Below are 14,540 nucleotides of genomic sequence, written 5' to 3'. Positions count from 1 at the left end.
CCTCCCGAGCGTCACCACCATTTGCCTGGCTTGTGCCCGAAATCCGCCGCCCGCTCCAGCGCGAACGCGGCGTCGAGCAGATCCGCCTCCTGCCAGGGCCGCCCGATGAGCTGCAGGCCAAGCGGAAGTCCGCTGCGGTCGAGCCCCGTTGGGACCGATATACCCGGAAGGCCGGCGAGGTTCACCGTCACCGTGAACACATCGTTGAGATACATCTGAACCGGGTCCGCGTCCGCCATCGACCCCAGCTCGAACGCGGCGGAGGGGGTGGCTGGCGTGAGGATCGCGTCCACGCCCTGTGCGAACGCCTCCTCGAAGTCCCGCTTGATGAGCGTTCGGACCCGGCGCGCGCGGTTGTAATAGGCGTCGTAGAACCCGGCGGAGAGGACATAGGTCCCGACCATGACCCGCCGCTTGACCTCATCGCCGAAGCCCTCGGCGCGCGTTTTCTCGTACATCTCGAGCACGCCGTCGCCCTGCGAGAGCTTGGCGCGCCGCCCGTAACGGACCCCGTCGTAGCGAGCGAGATTCGAGGAGGCTTCGGCCGGCGCGATCACGTAGTAGGCCGGCAGCGCATATTTCGTGTGCGGCAGCGAGATGTCCACGATCCTGGCGCCAGCGTCCTCGAGCATCCGGCGCCCGTCCTCCCAGAGCGCCTCGATCTCGTCCGGCATCCCCTCCATCCGGTATTCGCGCGGGATGCCGATTGTTTTGCTGCGGATGTCGCCCGTCAGCGCCGCTTCGAAGTCCGGCACCGGCAGGTCGGCAGAGGTCGAGTCCATCGGGTCATGCCCCGCCATCGCGCCGAGCAGGATGGCGGCGTCGCGCACTGACTTCGCCATCGGACCGGCCTGGTCGAGCGACGAGGCGAAGGCGATGATGCCCCAGCGCGAGCAGCGGCCGTAGGTCGGCTTGATCCCGACGATGCCGGTGAAGGCCGCGGGCTGCCGGATCGAGCCGCCGGTATCGGTGCCCGTCGCGCCGAGGCAGAGATCGGCCGCCACCGCCGCGGCCGAGCCACCCGACGAGCCGCCGGGCGTCAGCGCCGCCTCGTCGTTGCCGCGCCGCCAGGGGTTCACCACGTTGCCGTAGGTCGACGTCTCATTCGACGAGCCCATCGCGAACTCGTCCATGTTGAGCTTGCCGAGCATGACCGCGCCCTGCTCGAAGAGCTGCCGCGTGACGGTCGACTCGTACTCGGGCCGGAAGCCGTCGAGGATGCGGCTGCCCGCCTGGCTCGGCACCCCCTCGGTGCAGAAGAGATCCTTGATCCCGAGCGGAATGCCACACAGGTCGGGCGCGTTGCCGGCGGCGAGGCGGGCGTCGGCCTCCTTGGCCTGGGCGAGCGCGATCTCGGGCGTCTTGTGGGCGAAGGCATTCAGCGCGTCCGCACCTTCGACCGCCTGCAGGCAGGCCGCCGTCAGCTCGACCGCAGTGATCTCGCCCCCACGCAGCTTGTCGCGCGCCTCGGCAATGGTGAGCTGGTTCAGGCTCATTCGACCACCTTCGGCACGGCAAAGAAGCCCTCGCGCGCGTCGGGCGCGTTCGACAGGATCCGTTCCGCATAGCCACCCGCGGTGATCTCGTCCGGCCGGCGCTTCAGGCGCATCGGCGTGACGCTCGTCATCGGCTCGACGCCGTCGACGTCCACCTCGTTCAGCTGCTCGATGAAGCCGAGGATGGTGTTGAACTCGTCCGCCAGCGCCGGCAGATCCTCGTCCGACACCGCTATCCGTGCGAGATGCGCGACCCGCCGCGCCGTCTCCAGGTCGATCGACATGCTGCCTCCGTTCAGGTGCGCCTGCGTCTAGCGCGCGCTCCGCGCCCCTTCAAGCGCGTGCCGCCGATAGACTTCGATCATCATAGCCGAGCATCAGCGCGTTGATGAGATGCCAGGCGAAATGGGTTCCGAGCGGCAGCTGCTGGCAAAGCCGCAGGTCCGCCGAACGAAGCAGGAGCGAGAGCGCGAGGAGAATTGCTCCCGCCGCCAGGCCCGCCGCCGTGGCCCAGGAGTCGGGACCTATTTGTTCGCAATAGCCGTCGGTTTGCGGCGTCCAGTCCATGACAGCGCCCGCAGGTTCGCTAGGATGCGGTTGAAAAAGCTAAGGAGGACGCAATGAAAATCACGTGGCTGGGTCATTCTGCCTTCCGGATCGAGATCGGCGGGCAGATCCTGCTGATCGACCCGTGGCTGCACGGCAACCCGGTGTTCCCGGACGAGCGGCACGGCGAGGCGGTGCAGGGGGCGACGCACATCCTGGTGACGCACGGCCACGCCGACCACGCCTCCGAGGTGCCGGCGCTGGCGGCGGAACTGGGCATCCCGGTCCTCGGCATCTTCGACCTGATGGGCTTCTGGCAGAAGGAGCACGGGATCGACGTCGTAGGCTTCAACAAGGGCGGGACCGTCAGCCTGAACGGCGTGACGGTGACGATGGTGAACGCCGTTCATTCCTCGTCGGTCGCCGGAGAGACGGGGCCGCGCTACACCGGGGCCGAGGCGGGCTACATGATCTCGGGCGAGGGCCACACCATCTACGTCTCGGGAGACACCGACATCATGGCCGACATGCAGTGGATGGGCGAGCTGCACGCGCCCGACATCGGGATCCTTTGCGCCGGCGGACACTTCACCATGGACATGGCGCGGGCGGCCTGGGCGGCGAAGCGGTACTTCGACTTTCGCACGGTGATCCCCTGCCACTATCGCACGTTCGGCGCGCTGGAGCAGTCGGCCGAGCGCCTGGTCGACGGCCTGCCGGACGTCGACGTCCGCACGCCCGAAGTGATGGAAACGGTGGAGATCTAGCCGTCCATTCGCCCTAGGAGGCAGCCGCTCTCCGGCTCGACTCCGCCGGTGAGCGCGCCTCGGAGGCGATCGTCCGCCAGCCGTGCCGGATCGTGGAAGGTGGCGCAGAGGCTGAAGTCGCGGTCGCTCCGTCGCTCGTACCGGATCGCGCTGCCGTCGAAGGGGTCGGTCAGGATGTCTGTGCCGACGCTCCGGCCGCCGCACCAGTCGCGCAGTGTCTCCGGGCTCAGCTCGGCCGGAAGGGCCACATCGGGGCGGTCGCACCTCAGCGTCGCCGCGATGTCGTGCAGCCGGTCCAGCCGCGCCTCGTCCTCCCGCTCCATTCGCGCGTCTCGCGGACCGCCCACCAGCGCCAGGCCGACGCCCACCGCCGCCGCCGAGAGGAGGGCCGTGCCCGCCCAGAGCACGCGCCGCACGCTGTCGCGCCGCCGGCCGCCGGCCCTCATCTCTCCGCGTCCCCGGTGTCGCCGAGATAGTGCAGGAATACGACGGCCGAGACCAACGCGACGGCAGCGACCTTGAGCGCGAACCGCATCGTCAGCTCGCCGTCCAGGAACCGGTAGATCAGCGCGACAAGGTCGCCGAGAAACACGCAGGCCGACAGGAACAGTGCGAGGTAGGTCAGCGCGTGCCGAACCGCCGAGCGCCGCCGGCCCGGGTCGGCCGCCACGCGCCGCGCCTCCCACCACGTGAGCCCCGCATAAAGCGGCCCTGCGACGATTAGCATCGCCACCGCCCACCGCAGCTGCGTCGCCACCCAAGGAGTGCGGTCGAGCGGGTCCTCGACCGTCAGGTCGATGATCGCGTGCAGGAGCTGGATAAGGTGGTAGGCGCCGAAGACCAGCGCCAGCAGGATCAGCATGTAGACGAAGGCGTCGCGCGACGAGACATAGCTCGTAGGCTGCGGCACCGGCGGCACGAAGGCGGTGTCGGACCAGGCGGCGAGGGCACCGCGCACCTCGCCCTCGGACCAGCCGGCCTCGACCAGCGCACGCGCCACCTCGTCCCGGCTCCGCCCGGCGAGCAGCGCCTCGCGCACGAAATCCTGCAAGCGGTCGCGTCTGGCCATGTCACCTCCGTTGCGACACCGGACACCGGACACCGGAGCGCGGCGGTTGTCGAGCTTCACCTGCGCCCGGAAAAGAACGCTCGCAGAAGGCGCGCCGCGGCGTCGGCTCCGATGCCGTCGTAGACCTCCGGGGCATGATGCGCTTGGGGATGCGTGAAGACGCGGGCGCCGTGCGCCACGCCTCCCGACTTGGGATCTGCCGCACCGTAGTAAAGTCGCGCGATCCGGGCGGCCGAGATCGCCGCGGCGCACATCGCGCAGGGCTCCAGCGTGACGTAGAGGTCGCATCCGGTCAGCCGTTCGGACCCGAGCACTCGGCACGCCTCGCGGATCGCCAGGAGCTCGGCATGCGCGGTCGGATCCGCCATCTCTCGCGTCCGATTCCCCGCTCGCGCCAAGATGCTGCCATTGCGTGCCACCACGGCGCCGACAGGCACCTCGCCCCGCGCCGCCGCGGCCTCCGCCTCCGCCAGCGCGGCATCCATGTGGCTGCGGAACGTCACCGCGTCACACCGGCTCTCCCAGTGACCGCGCCAGGCTGCGGAAGAGGCCGATGTAGCCGCGCCCGATTTCGTCTGACCAGTCGAGTGCCAGTCCCACGACCATCCACGCGACGGCCAGCGGGATCGTCACCGCCAGCGCCGCGACGAGGCCGATCAGCAGGCTGCCCAGTAGCCGACCGCCGATCCAGTCCTCACCGCTCGCGTAATGACGCCAGATCCACTCCCGCGGCTCTCGCCCGACGAAGCCAACCAGACTGAAGCTCGCGAGCACGATGTGGACGTATGTCGGCAGCAGCGTCGAAAAGGCCATCGCGTAGAGCCAGTAGTAGTCCGCATCCATGGCCGCCGCGCCATCGAAGACCGGCTCCAGCGGATAGAAGCTCGGCCCGACCCACCGGTTGAGAAACGCGACGGTGGCGGTGAGTGCGCATCCCAGAGCCGCAAGGATTACAAGGGCGGAGACGACATCTGCGAGGCCGTAGAGCGCCGCCCTCCAACCCCGGGTCCGCCCGCGGCTCAGCAGCGTGAGTGTCCATCCGTAGGAGACGTAGTCAAAGAGCGCGTTGATGAGGGGAAAGACGCCGAGGAAGAGAAGGACGACCTGCGCGTAGTCGGGCACGACGCCGGTCGGGCGCATCGGCACGAGCGCGAGAAGCATCGCGCCGGCCAGGATGCCGATCATGAGCAGGTAGGCAAGCACGCCGCGCCTGCGCAGCACCAGAGGCTCGGCGCAGTGTGGGCTGAACACGACGAGGAGCGCGAGTAGGCCCAGCGCGAAGAAGGCCGACTGCGAGGCGACGCTGCCGGCGACGACGATCGCGATTGTGGTCCCCAGAAGGCCGAACCCGTGCTGCGCGGCGATGAACGCGAAGATGACGCCCCAGCCCATGGCAAAGGCGCCCGCTCCGGCAAACGTGTTGATGAAGATGATTGCCGGCGACATGAACAGTACGAAGCCGAGCGGAGGTCCGAGCCAGAGCCAGTCGTCCCGCCGGACCCTGCGCAGCGCCGCTCGCCAAAGGCGCTCGCTCAGCATCAACGTGGCGATCACCAGCGCAGCTGCGACCGCGGCGCGTTCCCACCACGCAGCCGGGCCGAAGAGCACGATGTCGCCGAAGTAGATCGCATCGCCAAACCAGATCCACTGCAGGAAGGCGCAGGCGATCGGGTAGACAAGTGCGAGCCGCAACGCGAAGTCCAGCACCGGCCAGCCCCAGGGGTTTCGCGCGGTCGCCTCGGCATCCCGCTCGGAGGCTGCGGTGAACGTCAGGCGGCGCCACAGCTCGCGTCGAGTGCCGTCGCGCGCCGCGACCTGCGGTCTGGCCGCGTTCGACAGGCGGCTCAGGGCCGCCTGCATGGTGCGCGCGTAAATGCTCGCGCCCTGCAGGCGCTGGAGCTGGCGGTAGATCCATGCGCGCGAGCCCTCGGAGTCCACGCTGCGGTCGCACACATGCTCGACATAGGCCCAGACGCCGAGGAACACGACGGCGAGGAGCGGCAGCGGCAGACTGGTGAGGATGCCGAAGAGGGCGGACATTCAGAAATTTGGTTCTGCGAAATGTTCGGCCATTTTCGGTACCGCAAGAGCTTGGGTCAACTGCGGACCCGCCGGCCGCCGACCCAGACCGAGCGTACTGCCCGATCGTCGCCCATCATGATGGTTGGGAAGAGCGCCTCCCAGACGTCTCCCGCGCGGGCGGCGCGCTGGGCGATGGCGGGGGTGGAGGCGAGGTCCAGCACGACGAGGTCGGCGGACAGTCCCGGCGCAATGCGCCCCAGGCGGCCCTCCAGCCCAAGCGCGCGCGCCGAGCCCACGGTCGCCAGCCACAACAGCTCGGCCGGGTGCAGCGGGCGGCCGCGGAGCTGTCCGATCTCGTAGGCCGCGGCCATCGTGCGTAGCATGGAGAATGACGAGCCGCCGCCTGTGTCGGTGGCCAGCCCCACCGTCAGCCCCCGGTCGCGCAGACCCATGTCGAAGAGGCCCGAGCCGATGAACGTGTTCGATGTCGGACAGTGCGCCACCGCGGCGCCCATCTCGTGCAGCCGGTCGCGCTCGCGCGCCGTCAGGTGGATTGAATGGCCGTAGATCCCGCGGCGCCCGAGCAGGGCCGCCGCCTCGTAGGTCTCGAGGTAGTCCTGCGCCTCGGGGAAGAGCTCGCGCACCCAGCCGATCTCGTCGGTCTGCTCGGAGAGGTGGGTCTGCATCGCGCAGTCCGGCCGCTCGGACCAGAGCGCCCCGAGCGCCTGGAGCTGCTCGCGGCTGGAGGTGGGCGAGAAGCGGGGCGTGATGGCATAGGTGGCGCGGCCGCGGCCGTGCCATGCGTCGAGGAGGCGCTTGCTGTCGTCGTAGGCGCGCTGCGGCGTGTCGCAGAGGTCCGCCGGCGCGTTGCGGTCCATGCAGGTCTTGCCGGCGACAATGGCCATGCTGCGCGCCTCGGCCGCCTCGAAAATAGCGTCGACGCTGCCGGGATGGATCGTGCAGAAGGACGCGACGCAGGTCGTGCCGTTGTCGAGCAGCAGGTCGAGGTATCGGCCCGCCACCTCGGCGGCGTAGGCGGGGTCTGCGAACCGCATCTCCTCCGGGAAGGTGTAGGTGTTCAGCCAGTCGATCAACCGCTTGCCCCAGCTCGCCACGATTCCGGTCTGAGGATAGTGGGCATGGCAGTCGACGAAGCCGGCGGAGACGAGCGCGTCGCCAAAGTCCGCGACCTCGGCCTCGGGTGCCTGCGCCCGCAGGTCAGCGGCCGTTCCCACCGCCGCGATCAGCTCGCCGCGGACCAGCAGCGCCTCGTCCACGCGCGCCGCGCCCGGTCCCTCGACGAACGGGTCCGCCTTATAGCGCAGCACGCGGCCGAGGATCAGGGTCTCGTCTGGCATGCTCTTCCTCGGGCTTTGCGGACTGGCAGAGCCTAGGGCAGGGCGCCTGACTGGTAAATCCGTGCTGGGCCTGTCCAGACGCTCTGCGCCGGCCTAGTGTCCGCGCAAGATCCCACGTCACGAGGGCCAGATGAGCGAAGCTGACGAGAGCGTGGACGAGAACCTGGGCGAATCCTATGCGCTCGACGCGAGGCGGGTGTCCTCGGTGCGCGAGGCGGTCCACGAGGGCGATGCCGAGCGGCTGACCGAGCTGATGGCGCCGCTGCACGCGGCCGACATCGCGGACCTGCTCGAACAGATCGACGGTGACGAGCGGCACCGGCTGGTCACGCTCTACGGCCGCGAGTTCGACGGCGAGATCCTGTCCGAGCTGGGCGAGGGTATCCGCGAGGAGGTGGTCGCCGCGCTGCACCCCGACGTCCTGACCGAGGCGGTGCGCGAGCTCGAATCGGACGACGTGGTCGACTTGATCGAGAGCCTCGACGAGCCGCAGCAGGAGACGATCCTCCAGGCGCTTGAGGCGTTCGACCGGGTGGCGGTCGAGCGGGCGCTGACCTACCCCGAATACTCTGCCGGCCGCATGATGCAGCGCGAGGTGGTGACCGCGCCGGAGCACTGGCGCGTGGGCGACGCCATCGACTTCCTGCGCGCGCACGGCGACTTGCCGGACCAGTTCTACCACGTGATCCTGGTCGACCCGGCGATCCGGCCAGTCGGCTACGTCACCCTTGGCAAGCTGATGAGCTCGCGCCGGCACGTAAAGCTTGCAGACATCACCGAGGAGAGCTTTCGCACCTTCCGCGCCGAGGAGCCGGAGGGGGATGTTGCCTATGCCTTCAACCAGTACCACCTGATCTCGGCGCCGGTGGTGGACGAGGGCGGCCGGCTGATCGGCATCATCACGATCGACGACGCGATGAGCGTGCTCGACGAGGAGACCGAGGAGGACCTGCGCCTGCTGGCCGGCGTCGGCGACGAGAGCCTCAACGACAACACGCTTGAAATCGTGCGGAGGCGATTTCCGTGGCTGGCGGTGAACCTCGGCACCGCAATCCTGGCGTCGCTGGTGATCGCGCAGTTCGAGGCGGCCATTGCCGCGATCGTGGCGCTGGCGGTGCTGATGCCGATCATCGCCTCGATGGGCGGCAACGCGGCGACGCAGTCGCTGACGGTGGCGGTGCGCGCGCTGGCGACCCGCGATCTGACGGGCTCGAACGCTCTGCGGGTCATGCGGCGCGAGATCATGGCGGGCCTGCTAAACGGCGTCGCCTTCGCCGTCATCATGGGCATCATCGGGATCATCTGGTTCGGCTCGCCCATGCTGGGCGCCGTGATCGGGGCCGCGATGGTCATCAACCTGATCGTCGCGGCACTGGCGGGCATCGCTATCCCGCTGGGGCTGGAGAAGAGCGGCATCGACCCGGCGCTCGCCTCTGGCACCTTCGTGACAACGGTGACGGACGTAATTGGGTTCTTCGCGTTCCTGGGGCTCGCGAGCGTTTTGCTGCTGTGACCGGGAGCGCGTGATGAAAGCGGGGCTGAGAGAGCGGGCGGCGGCGGCGCGAGACGCCGCGCACCGAATGGTTGATTCCGAAGTCGCGCGGTGGCACCTGACCGAGGCGCTCGCGCCTTGGCGCCGACGGCCGCTGGCGGGCTATCTGCCGATCCGGTCAGAGATCGACCCGCGGCCGGTGATGGCGGCGTGGCCGGGGCCGGTCGGTGTGCCGGAGATCGTGGCGAAGGGGGCGCCGCTGCGCTTTGTGCGCTGGCACCCGGAGGCGGAGCTGCAGACGGGGACCTTCGCAGTGGACGTGCCCGTTGGAGCCGAGGAGCTGGTGCCGGAGGTGCTGATCGTGCCGCTGCTCGCCTTCGATGGGATCGGCGGCCGGCTCGGCTATGGCGGCGGGTTCTACGATCGTACGCTCGCCGCGCTGCGCCGCGCTGGAGACGTTATCGCGATCGGCTTCGCCTATGCGGCGCAGGAGTTCGATGAGGTGCCGCTTGAGCCGACCGACATCATGCTGGATGCGGTCGTGACGGAGCAGGGAATCCGCTGGTTCCCGCGCTGATGGCGAGGACGACCGGCACGAAGCGCGGCCCCACCCGCCCACCCGCCACGCCTCGTGCCGGTCGCCCGTCGTCTCGGGCGGGCGGCATTGTGGCTGCGGGCGGATTTCCGTAACGGTGCCGGCATGAAACTTCTCTTTCTCGGCGATGTGGTCGGACGGGCAGGGCGCACGGCGGTGCGCGACCGCCTGCCGGCGATCCGGGCGGCGCGCCGGCTGGATTTCGTGGTGGTCAACGGCGAGAACGCCACTGGCGGCGCCGGCCTTTCGCCGGATCACGCGCGGATCCTGCTGGAGGCCGGCGCCGACGTCGTGACGCTGGGCGACCACGCCTTCGACCAGCGCGACATGCTGCAGTTCGTCGAGAGCGAGCCGCGCGTCCTGCGGCCGCTCAACTATGCCAAGGCGGCGCCGGGACGCGGCGCGCGGGTCTACGACGCTCCCGGCGGGCGCAAGGTGCTGGTGGCTCAGGCGCTGGGGCAGGTGTTCATGAAGCGGCCCTTCGACGACCCGTTCTCGGCCCTCGATCCGGTGCTGAAGCAGCATCCGCGCGGCGGTCTGGTGCAGGCGAGCCTGGTGGATTTCCACTGCGAGGCGACGAGCGAGAAGAACGCGATGGGCTGGTACTGCGACGGGCGTGCGAGTTTGGTCGTGGGCACCCACACCCACGTGCCCACGGCCGACGCGCGCGTCCTGCCGGGCGGAACAGCGTATCAGACGGATGCCGGGATGTGCGGCGACTATGCGTCGATCATCGGCATGGACCGGGAGGAGCCGCTGCGCCGCTTCCTTACCGGCATGTCAAAAGGCCGTTTCGCGCCGGCGGAGGGTGCGGCGACGCTCTGCGGGCTGCTCGTCGAAACCGACGACCGCACCGGGCGCGCGACCTCGGTTGAGGTCTTTCGCGACGAGCCTCCGATTGCGGACCGGGAGGCTCTGCCGTCCTGATCCGCAGCGAGAGAAGTATTCCGCCTCTCGCGGAGGCAGGCGCGCAGCCTGCGCCCGCGGACTCCGCACGAAATCGCGGCAGCCAGCGAACGTCCGGACGCCGCTCGTGCGCCGAACTTGCCGTGGCGCGATATCGCCGTGATGATGAAGCGCGCTGCGCCACCGGGACAGGGACGCAATGATCGACATCCTCGGCCCAGACGCCAAGGCCCTTGCCGCGATCGTCGTCATCCTCGTGATGCTGGGTCTCTTCGTGAGCGAGCGCTATCCGGCCGAAGTCGTGGCCATCGCAGGAGCCGCATCGATGTTCACGCTGGGCATCCTGCCTTACGAGGCGGCACTGGAGGTCCTGTCGAACCCTGCACCCTGGACCATCGCCTCGATGTTTTTGGTGATGGGGGGGCTGGTGCGAACCGGCTCGTTGCAGTGGCTGACTCGTCAGGCCGAGGCGCAGGCGGGAAAGCGGCCGATCCGCACGCTGACCGTCAGCCTGGGCTGCGTTGCTGTCGCCTCGGCATTCATGAACAACACGCCCGTCGTGGTGGTGATGATCCCGGTCTTCGTCCAGCTGGCGAGCCGAATGGGCGTCTCGCCATCGAAGCTCCTGATGCCGCTGAGCTACGCCGCGATCCTGGGCGGGACCGTCACGCTGCTGGGTACGTCGACCAACCTGCTGGTCGACGGGGTCGCGCGCTCGCAGGGCCTGCCGGCTTTCACGATCTTCGAGATAGCGCCGCTGGGCGCGGTCCAGGTGGCGATCGGCGCGCTCTACCTGACGCTCATCGGACGGCACCTGCTGCCGGAGCGTCAGTCGCTGGGGCAGATGCTGGGGGACCGGCAGCGGATGCGGTACTTCACCGAGGTCGCGGTTCCCGAGGGGTCGGGCCTGATCGGACAGGCGCCGCGGGATGCGGATCTCTTCCGGCGCGACGGTCTGCGGGTGATCGACGTGCTGAGGGGGGACGAGTCGCTCAGGCGCGACATGGATGCCGTGCGACTTCAGGCCGGCGACCGGGTGGTGCTGCGGACAGAAATGTCGGAGCTGCTGGGCCTGCAGCAGAACCGCGATGTGCGCTCGGTCGACAAGTTGTCGTCGGTGGCCACGGAGACCGTCGAGGTGCTCATCACACCCGGCTGTCGGATGATCGGGCGATCGCTCGGGGCGATGCGGCTCAGGCGGCGCTATGGCGTCTATCCGCTGGCGGTGCACCGGCGGAATCAGAACCTTGGCCGGCAGCTCGACGACGTGATCGTGCATGTCGGAGACACTCTCCTGCTGGAGGGGGCGTCGCCGGACATCCAGCGGCTGGCGCAGGACATGGACCTCGTCAACGTGGCGCGACCTTCGGCCCAGGCTTTCCGCCGCGACCGCGCGCCGATCGCGGTGGGAGCGCTGGCGGGGGTGGTGATCCTGGCGGCCTTTCAGGTGGCGCCGATCCTGGCGCTGGCGGTGCTGGCCGTGACGGTGATCCTGCTGACGCGCTGCATCGACGCCGAGGAGGCCTTCGGCTTCGTGGAGGGCCGGCTGCTGGCGCTGATCTTCGCGATGCTGGCGGTGGGGGCAGGGTTGTCTTCGTCGGGCGCCGTGGAGCTACTGGTGAACCTGGTCTACCCGCTGCTCGACACGCTGCCGCCCGTGTTGGTGATCTTTTGCGTCTACGTGCTGGCCTCGACCCTGACGGAGCTTGTTTCGAACAACGCGGTCGGCGTGATCCTGACGCCCATTGTCATTCAGCTGGGGCTGGCACTTGGGCTCGATCCGCGCCCGCTGGTGGTTGCAGTGATGTTCGCGGCGTCGGCGGCGTTCTCGACGCCGATCGGCTACCAGACGAACATGATGGTGTATGGACCTGGCGGCTACCGTTTCACTGACTTCATCAGAGTCGGCGTGCCGCTGAACCTGATCCTAGGCGTCACGGCATCGCTGATGATCCCGCTGATCTGGCCGGTCTGACGCCCGGCGCTCGGCATCTTTTCGCTGCGCCGCCGGACTCCTGACGGAACGTCGTCGGCTCATCGCGAATTGTGCGACAAGATGATATACGAGGAGAGTTCCCATGCATCGCAATGTCACCGCGATCTATCGCACGCGCGAGACGGCGGACCTGGTGCGGCGCGAACTGGAGGCGCTCGGCATCGCTGGGCGCCATGTGCACGTAGTTCCGGATCGCGAGGTGCCGGTGGCAAGCACCGGCGTCCGAGACGACGTTACCTACACGGATCAGTTGCACGGGCTGCACTTGCCCGATGAGGACCTGCGGACCTACCAGCACAGTGTCCGGCGCGGCGACTATGTCGTCTCGGTCGAGGTCGAGGAGGCGCAGGTGGGCCGGGTGCAGGAAATCATGCGCCGGCCCGAGAGCGAGGCCTACAACCTGGACACCCGCGAAGGCGAGTTCCGCCACGAGCAGGCAATTGCCTACAGCGCGGGAGACCGCCCGTACAACGAAGACTACCTGGCGAGCCGCGATCCCGCCTATGCGGATCCCTTCTCGCGCACCTACCGGCGCAACGCGCCACTGCCCTACGTCTGATCGCTCAACGAGGAGACCCCTAGACATGGCTGATTATCGCGACCCGAAAGTGACGACGACCAGAAAGAGCGGCGCGAGCCGGTGGATCTGGATCGCTCTTGCAGTCCTCGTCGTCCTTCTGTTGCTGTGGTGGCTGTTCACCCCGTCGGCCGACCCGGTCGCGACGGACGCAGTCGTGGGCGAAGAACCCGCAGCGGTGGAAATCGAACCGGCGGCCCCCGCAAACTGAACGAGCGAGAGGGGCCTGACTGGCCCCTCTCGCGCTCCCGCGGGGACCGGATGCCGCTCTTGCGGGGCGGCAGGCGCCTGCACTATAGCGTGCACGATTTCTACACCTGTCGAATGGGAACGAGGCGCCGATGGCTGGTCATTCCAAGTGGGCGAACATCCAACATCGCAAGGGGCGCCAGGACGCTGCGCGGTCAAAGCTGTTTTCCAAGCTCTCCAAGGAGATCACCGTTGCCGCCAAGATGGGTGATCCCGATCCCGACAAGAACCCGCGCCTGCGCCTGGCAGTGAAGGAGGCCAAGTCGAACTCCGTCCCCAAGGACGTCATCGACCGCGCCATCAAGAAGAGCCAAGCCGGCGAAGGTGACAACTACGAGGAGATCCGCTACGAGGGCTATGGCCCGAACGGAGTGGCGATCATCGTCGAGGCGATGACCGACAATCGAAACCGGACCGCCTCGAATGTTCGCTCTACCTTCGGCAAGCACGGCGGCAATTTGGGCGAGACGGGCTCCGTGGCGTTCATGTTCGACCGCAAGGGCCAAGTGACCTATGCCCTCTCGGCGGGTGACGCCGACGACGTGATGATGGCCGCTATCGAGGCGGGCGCCGAGGACGTAGAATCGTCCGAGGAAGGGCATGTCGTCTGGTGCGCCGACACCCATCTGGGCGAAGTCTCGGCCAAGCTCGAGGAACAGCTCGGCGAGAGCGAGAGCGCCAAGCTCGTCTGGAAGCCGCAGACGACGACCGAACTCGGCATGGAGGATACGCAGAAGCTCCTCCGCCTGATTGACGCGCTCGAGGACGACGATGACGTCCAGAACGTAACTGCGAACTTCGAGGTCTCTGACGAGGTGATGGCGGAACTATCTGCCTGAGCCTCAGCCCTCCCGGTCGATCTTGGTCGACAGGTGGATGAGGCTCTCGGAGGCCCGCACGCCAGGCAATTCCCCGATCGCGTCCAGTACGCTGTCGATCTGGGCCGGTGACGGCGCCGAGAGCTGGACGAGCAGGTCGAAGCGGCCCGAGCAGGTACTTGCCCGCTCGACCTCCGGAATGGACCGCAGACGCGTGACGAGGGTCGCCTGCGCCCGCGGCTCGACCGTCAGGAGGACGCTGGCCTTGATGCGGCCGGCGCGCGCCGCCTCGCCCAGCCGCACCGTATAGCCGGCGATCGTCCCGTTGGTTTCCAGCCGCTCCAGCCGGGCCTGCACGGTCGAGCGCGCGACCTTCAGGCGGCGCGCAAGCGTGGAGAGCGGCATCCGCGCATCGCCCGCCAGGAGCGAGATCAGGGCTCGGTCGAGGTCGTCCATCGCTCCTCCGTCGCTCGCGCGCAACACTTGGCTATTTGCCCGGCTGCGTCATCATTATGACGATAAATTCGCGCATTTATACCCTTTCGATCGGTAGATACGCGCTGCATATGGCGGACACTGAACCGGGCAAGGGCGGTGCCGCCGCACCCCAGCCGGATAGCGAAACGCGCAAGCGTCTCCCTAACCGGAC

General features: G+C 68.3%; 17 protein-coding genes. 8 read left to right on the top strand and 9 right to left on the bottom strand.

What is annotated here, in order from left to right; all coding sequences use genetic code 11:
• Positions 1-11: 11 nt before the first annotated feature.
• Genes gatA through JM664_RS12540 form a run of 3 tightly spaced genes read right to left on the bottom strand, consistent with a single transcriptional unit; the run spans position 12 to position 2,063 of the window.
• The gene (gatA, locus tag JM664_RS12550) at positions 12-1,496 is read right to left on the bottom strand and encodes an Asp-tRNA(Asn)/Glu-tRNA(Gln) amidotransferase subunit GatA (protein ID WP_227420268.1); all 1,485 of its coding nucleotides are present in this window, start codon (positions 1,494-1,496) and stop codon (positions 12-14) included.
• Entirely contained in the window at positions 1,493-1,780 is a 288-nt protein-coding gene (gene gatC, locus JM664_RS12545; RefSeq protein WP_227420267.1) for an Asp-tRNA(Asn)/Glu-tRNA(Gln) amidotransferase subunit GatC, read from the bottom strand. The genes gatA and gatC overlap by 4 nt, the downstream gene beginning before the upstream one ends.
• Positions 1,781-1,829: 49 nt before the next feature.
• Positions 1,830-2,063 (bottom strand): hypothetical protein, encoded by a 234-nt coding sequence (locus tag JM664_RS12540; protein ID WP_227420266.1) that lies wholly within the window; start codon positions 2,061-2,063, stop codon positions 1,830-1,832.
• A gap of 53 nt (positions 2,064-2,116) precedes the next feature.
• Here JM664_RS12540 and JM664_RS12535 point away from each other — a divergent pair, with 53 nt between their 5' ends.
• On the top strand, positions 2,117-2,809 hold the full coding sequence (locus JM664_RS12535; protein WP_227420265.1) for a metal-dependent hydrolase: 693 nt from the start codon (positions 2,117-2,119) through the stop codon (positions 2,807-2,809).
• On the opposite strand, the gene JM664_RS12530 is transcribed toward JM664_RS12535, so the two are convergent.
• The 5 genes from JM664_RS12530 to guaD are packed head-to-tail and all read right to left on the bottom strand — an operon-like array spanning position 2,806 to position 7,258.
• Positions 2,806-3,255: a hypothetical protein gene (locus tag JM664_RS12530; RefSeq protein WP_227420264.1), complete on the bottom strand. Its 450-nt coding sequence runs from the start codon at positions 3,253-3,255 to the stop codon at positions 2,806-2,808. The genes JM664_RS12535 and JM664_RS12530 overlap by 4 nt on opposite strands.
• Entirely contained in the window at positions 3,252-3,878 is a 627-nt protein-coding gene (locus JM664_RS12525; protein ID WP_227420263.1) for a DUF5671 domain-containing protein, read from the bottom strand. Before JM664_RS12525 ends, JM664_RS12530 begins: the two co-directional genes overlap by 4 nt.
• 56 nt (positions 3,879-3,934) lie before the next feature.
• Positions 3,935-4,381: a nucleoside deaminase gene (locus JM664_RS12520; protein WP_227420262.1), complete on the bottom strand. Its 447-nt coding sequence runs from the start codon at positions 4,379-4,381 to the stop codon at positions 3,935-3,937.
• A gap of 4 nt (positions 4,382-4,385) precedes the next feature.
• Positions 4,386-5,918, bottom strand: coding sequence for a hypothetical protein (locus tag JM664_RS12515; protein WP_227420261.1), 1,533 nt, complete (start codon positions 5,916-5,918; stop codon positions 4,386-4,388).
• Between the two features lie 56 nt (positions 5,919-5,974).
• Positions 5,975-7,258 (bottom strand): guanine deaminase, encoded by a 1,284-nt coding sequence (guaD, locus tag JM664_RS12510; RefSeq protein WP_227420260.1) that lies wholly within the window; start codon positions 7,256-7,258, stop codon positions 5,975-5,977.
• 130 nt (positions 7,259-7,388) lie between these two features.
• Here guaD and mgtE point away from each other — a divergent pair, with 130 nt between their 5' ends.
• The 7 genes from mgtE to JM664_RS12475 all read left to right on the top strand — a co-directional run bounded on the left by mgtE (position 7,389) and on the right by JM664_RS12475 (position 13,912).
• Positions 7,389-8,771, top strand: coding sequence for a magnesium transporter (mgtE, locus tag JM664_RS12505; protein WP_227420259.1), 1,383 nt, complete (start codon positions 7,389-7,391; stop codon positions 8,769-8,771).
• 13 nt (positions 8,772-8,784) lie between these two features.
• Complete coding sequence (locus JM664_RS12500) at positions 8,785-9,327, top strand: 5-formyltetrahydrofolate cyclo-ligase (protein ID WP_227420258.1); 543 nt, start codon at positions 8,785-8,787, stop codon at positions 9,325-9,327.
• A gap of 123 nt (positions 9,328-9,450) precedes the next feature.
• Positions 9,451-10,272 carry a TIGR00282 family metallophosphoesterase gene (locus JM664_RS12495; protein WP_227420257.1) on the top strand — a complete coding sequence of 274 codons (822 nt, stop codon included), beginning with the start codon at positions 9,451-9,453 and terminating at the stop codon, positions 10,270-10,272.
• A 178-nt stretch (positions 10,273-10,450) separates the two neighbouring features.
• Entirely contained in the window at positions 10,451-12,226 is a 1,776-nt protein-coding gene (locus JM664_RS12490; RefSeq protein WP_227420256.1) for an SLC13 family permease, read from the top strand.
• 103 nt (positions 12,227-12,329) lie between these two features.
• Entirely contained in the window at positions 12,330-12,806 is a 477-nt protein-coding gene (locus JM664_RS12485) for a hypothetical protein (RefSeq protein ID WP_227420255.1), read from the top strand.
• A 25-nt stretch (positions 12,807-12,831) separates the two neighbouring features.
• Positions 12,832-13,035: a hypothetical protein gene (locus JM664_RS12480; protein WP_227420254.1), complete on the top strand. Its 204-nt coding sequence runs from the start codon at positions 12,832-12,834 to the stop codon at positions 13,033-13,035.
• Between the two features lie 130 nt (positions 13,036-13,165).
• Positions 13,166-13,912, top strand: coding sequence for a YebC/PmpR family DNA-binding transcriptional regulator (locus JM664_RS12475; protein ID WP_227420253.1), 747 nt, complete (start codon positions 13,166-13,168; stop codon positions 13,910-13,912).
• Positions 13,913-13,915: 3 nt separating this feature from the next.
• Here JM664_RS12475 and JM664_RS12470 read toward each other — a convergent pair whose 3' ends face one another.
• On the bottom strand, positions 13,916-14,347 hold the full coding sequence (locus JM664_RS12470) for an Lrp/AsnC family transcriptional regulator (protein WP_227420252.1): 432 nt from the start codon (positions 14,345-14,347) through the stop codon (positions 13,916-13,918).
• Positions 14,348-14,540 lie beyond the last annotated feature (193 nt).

This window comes from Roseitranquillus sediminis, from assembly GCF_016918935.1.
Lineage (GTDB): Bacteria > Pseudomonadota > Alphaproteobacteria > Rhodobacterales > Rhodobacteraceae > Roseitranquillus > Roseitranquillus sediminis.
This window is presented reverse-complemented; position numbering and strand designations above follow the sequence as displayed.